Annotated in this window: 4 protein-coding genes; all 4 read right to left on the bottom strand. The window is 46.0% G+C overall.

Features of this window, described 5'->3' with window-relative positions; translation table 11 throughout:
- Nucleotides 1-197: 197 nt before the first annotated feature.
- Entirely contained in the window at nucleotides 198-2,237 is a 2,040-nt protein-coding gene (locus tag B4C70_RS00755) for an ATP-binding protein (protein ID WP_290776323.1), read from the bottom strand.
- 101 nt (nucleotides 2,238-2,338) lie between these two features.
- Nucleotides 2,339-2,863, bottom strand: a complete 525-nt coding sequence (locus B4C70_RS00750; RefSeq protein WP_290776321.1) for an AAA family ATPase — start codon at nucleotides 2,861-2,863, stop codon at nucleotides 2,339-2,341.
- Between the two features lie 101 nt (nucleotides 2,864-2,964).
- Nucleotides 2,965-3,648 carry an LrgB family protein gene (locus B4C70_RS00745; protein ID WP_290776319.1) on the bottom strand — a complete coding sequence of 228 codons (684 nt, stop codon included), beginning with the start codon at nucleotides 3,646-3,648 and terminating at the stop codon, nucleotides 2,965-2,967.
- Nucleotides 3,641-4,030: a CidA/LrgA family protein gene (locus B4C70_RS00740; protein ID WP_214855291.1), complete on the bottom strand. Its 390-nt coding sequence runs from the start codon at nucleotides 4,028-4,030 to the stop codon at nucleotides 3,641-3,643. Before B4C70_RS00740 ends, B4C70_RS00745 begins: the two co-directional genes overlap by 8 nt.
- Between the last annotated feature and the right edge of the window lie 220 nt (nucleotides 4,031-4,250).

The raw sequence follows: 4,250 nt of genomic DNA, 5'->3' as shown, positions 1-4,250 counted from the left end.
ACTGAAAGCTCGAAGAGCGAGGCAATCGATGCCATCGAACCTGTTCCATCCTCACACATCTTAATGATCCGTAGTTTTTCATCCGGCGAAAACTTAGATTTAGACACAGAAAATGCTCCCTTCAAAAAGTGGACAGTTTTTGTTATTTCAACTGTCTACTTTTTGGGGAGCATATCATAGCTTGCCTCTCCTTCTCCTTATTCTGCTTCGAGTAACGCGTCCGTCGCACTTGGTAACTTGACCCGAAAAACCGTCCCTTCTCCCAAGATCGATTCGACTTCGATGTTGCCATCATGTGCTCGAACGATTTCCTTACAAATCGATAATCCAAGACCTGTTCCGCCGATTTTTCGGCTGTCTGAGTTATCGACACGATAGAACTTGCTGAATAGATGCGGCATCGAATGACCCGGAATCCCGATTCCGAAATCACGGACGCTGAGTTCAATCTGATTGTGCTGATGGGTCAGCGTCACAACGACATCCCCACCGTCCGGTGAGTATTTGACTGCATTATTCAATAGATTTCCAAGTAGCTGTTTCATACTGTTCGCATCTGCTTCGACCATAAAGTCCTGTTCGTCATTCAAATCAAGCTGCAGACTATGTTGTTCCGTCGCTGCTTGATAAAACTGAATTTGTTCCTTGACGATTTCTTTCAGATCAAAGATTTGTTTATCATACTCTTGCTTTCCTGACTCCATCCGCTGGACGTTCAAGAAGTCGCTGACAAGATTGGTCAGACGTTTTGATTCATCGTGAATCGTCTGCAAATACCTTTTGTTCCGCTCGGGATCCAAATCTCGTTTCAACATGAGCTCCGTAAAGCCATAAATCGAAGAGAGCGGTGTTCGAAGTTCATGCGAAACCGTCGAGACGAGTTCTGATTTGACCCGATCAACCTCTGTCTCAGCCGTGACGTCACGAAAGACGAGGATCGTTCCCTTCGACTGTTCTCCATGCGCGATCGCTTCGGCATAAACTTGAATGAAATATTCACCCTGGTCGATCGACAAAGAGAACATGCCCTCAGGGATCTCACCCGATAAAACTTCTTCAAAGTACGCTTCAAAAGCTTCTTTCTGGTCCATCTGCTCGAACATCGTCTCTGGTCGGACTTCAAGAAACGTCATCGAGTCATTGTCTTCCTCGACCTGTAACGACTGGAAGATATCAAACAATGCCTGATTCCCTAAGATCGTCTTTTCCTCATGTTTGATATAAAGAATCGCTTCCCGAACGGAATTCAGCAGTTGTGCTGTCTCTTTTCGTTCGTATTCCATCTGTTCGTAGAGTGACATTCGCATCAATGAGATCGCAATCTGTTTCGAGAACGATTCCAGTTCCGCCAAATCCTGTTGATTGAATGGTGCGTCAAACCGTGCTAGATAGAGACAGGCAATCAATTCTTCTTTTGCCGGATCCATGATCGGAATGACACCTTCATAGACGTGATACGGATATTTGATCAGATCGTCGTTCGCGACCTTTTTTGAGGAATGTGCCGTTTCCTTTGAAATCATGACTCGCTTTAGTAGTAACGACTCCGTCTTCAGACTCTCTTGTTGTTCTTCCGTCATTTCTTTTGGAACGACTTGCGCGATTTCATTATTCTTAATCAATAACAATGCCCCGAACTCTGTCTTCGTCAACCGGACGATCGTACTGATGACAGACGAGTAATCAAATAAACTCTCCTTTGACGCAAGCGTTTCGATTAATTCATTCCGATCTTGTAGATGCAACTCGTTTGTCCGGGTCACTTCCAAGGCACGCTCAAGCTCATTCTGTTTTTGCTTCAATACTTCCTGATTGTGTTCCATTTCTTGATTCTTTGCTGACAATTCCGCATGTTGTGATGAGATCGACCGTGCCATCTGGTAAAACGATGCCGCCAATTGACCGACTTCATTATGGCTGTCGACATCATGCTGGAGCGAAATCGACTTTCCTTCCGCAAGACGACGACTTTTGACATTCAATTCGCGGAGCTGTGACGTCACCCGATGAATCAATGGACGGACGATGAACAGTAGACAAAATAAAAAAACCATCAAGTTCAAAAACCAGAACCATTGTGTCTTTTGTAACTGGTCGAGTACCTGTTCTTTCGTCCGACCGTCTGCATTGTCCACGTATAAATAACTGGCAACCGATGTGATGACACTTAGTGCAAAGACACTATAAAAAATCGCCATCAACTGTCTGCCCAATTTCTCAGTCATCCAGTGTTTCATGTTCATAAATCCTCCTAGCAATAAGTTGCCCTTCGTTCAAGATTGTTTTCTCCTCATCTATTATCATCTAATGATTCCCGGAAACATCCCTCTTGAATCCTTTACGATCGGGCAGGCGAGAGTCCAATCCCGGTCACGAGAGCAATCGCATCAATGACTTGCCCTTTCGTCAGATTGTCCGTCTCGATCTGTTGACTGAACAGCGGATCGGATAATTGCCGTAGTCGTTGTTCCGCTTGTTGACCGCCCCACGAGTTTGGACGCTCAAAGCGGCTGATCAGGCGGCGTTTGACAGTCGTCTCCTTCGCCATCAAGGCGATATGACGGACATCATGTCCAGTCTCGCGTAACGTCCCGATGATTTCCTGAAAGTACGCTGGATTCGTCAAGGTCATCGGCACGATGATCCGCGCATCTTCCGTATCGAGCTGTTCGAGGAGCTGTCGATTAAACGTGCGCCACAACGGCTCATCCTGAAAATCGTCCTTGTTTTCCGGCAGTTGTGCGCGTAAGAAGTAGCCTGTCTCTTCCGGGTCAAAAATGTATGATCCGCTCCAACGCTTTTGTAATCCTTTTGCTGCTGTCGTCTTCCCGACGCCAAACGTACCGTTAATCCAAATGATCATCCTCTTCTCCTCCACCCTGTTTTCTGTTGTACTATACTGCAAAAGTGGTCGACAAGTTTCAATCGGTTACAAAAAAACACTCCGTTGAAAAAACAGAGTGTTTAGCCATATAACCATGTGATTAAAAACGGTGCGAGAATGCTGGCACAGACAGCCGTCAAGACCATCGTCAACAGACCGACCGCCCCTTCGCGCTGATCAAGACTCATCGATTTCGTCGCGCCCATGACGTGGGCAATCGATGCCAAGCCTACTCCACGGCTGACGAAGTGCCGAATCTTCAAGCCCGTCATTAATTTTGGTCCGACGATTGATCCCGTCAATCCGGTCAATAAAACGAAGGCAGCCGTCAGCGTCGTCGTCCCGCCTGCTTTTTGTGAGATCGCTAAGGCAACGGGTAACGTGACCGATTTCGGCAACAAGGCAAGGTTCGTCGTCCGCTCGAGATGAAGTAGCAGACCGAGTAACAAATCTGAACTCATCGCAATACAGGTTCCAAGCAACACGCCGAGTCCGATTTCCGGTAAGAAACGGCGGACGTGATGCCGGACCTGATAGAGTGGAATCGCAAATGCCGTGATCGCTGGACCAAGCATCTTCGATAGATATTGTCCACCTTGCATGTATTCTGCGTGTGAGACTCCAGAATAGACGAGAATTAAGATCAAAATTGCCGTTACCGTCAGGATTGGTAACGTCCAGACTCGAGGATGACGTTGATAGAGGAACATCGCTACGCTAAACAATAAAATAGTCAGAATGATCCAAAACAGTGCCTCATTCATGTCGTGTCACCGCCTCTTTTCGGTGTGCTAAACGATCGACGATGTACGCTGATCCGACTAATGTCAGAAGGCTACTGACGACGACGATCAACACGATCTGTAAACCGGATGTCCGGAGAAATGCCGTATAATCCATGATTCCGGATAGTGCTGGAACAAAGAACAATGGCATGACGAACAGAAGAAATGTCCCGCCCCGTTCGACGGCCACAAGCGGAATCAGACGGCTTTTTAACGCTAGGTACAGTAGAATCAAGCCGATGATGTTACCGGGTAATGGTAATTGAAAGGTTTCGCTCACCCAGTCCCCACTGAGTGAAAAGCAAAAAATGAGTGCGATTTGAGCAATGATTTGAATAATACGCATAACGCGTGACAGCATGATAAAGGTCCCCTTTTTAACAGTTTCGGGTCTTATTATCCGCCTCTTTTCCTTAACAATCAATGAAATTTGGTTAATCAACCGAAGTAACCGTTCTCATGAAAAAACACACTTCTTTTGTATTAGAACAAACAAAAAATTACTCAATCGTGTATCAGTACAATAAATGATTCGAGACGAACGAAAAAGAGGCTGACTCCAAAAAAGAATGACGCGTCTT

It is taken from the genome of Exiguobacterium sp. UBA5002 (assembly GCF_002396765.1).
GTDB lineage: Bacteria > Bacillota > Bacilli > Exiguobacteriales > Exiguobacteriaceae > Exiguobacterium_A.
The sequence above is the reverse complement of the archived record's forward strand: the minus strand, read 5'-3'. Positions and strand labels throughout refer to the sequence as shown.

Excerpts from the sequence above, each read along its gene's own strand:
- B4C70_RS00755 (WP_290776323.1), bottom strand. The coding sequence starts at position 2,237 with ATGAAACACTGGATGACTGAGAAATTGGGCAGACAGTTGATGGCGATT.
- B4C70_RS00750 (WP_290776321.1), bottom strand. The coding sequence starts at position 2,863 with ATGATCATTTGGATTAACGGTACGTTTGGCGTCGGGAAGACGACAGCA.
- B4C70_RS00745 (WP_290776319.1), bottom strand. The coding sequence starts at position 3,648 with ATGAATGAGGCACTGTTTTGGATCATTCTGACTATTTTATTGTTTAGC.
- B4C70_RS00740 (WP_214855291.1), bottom strand. The coding sequence starts at position 4,030 with ATGCTGTCACGCGTTATGCGTATTATTCAAATCATTGCTCAAATCGCA.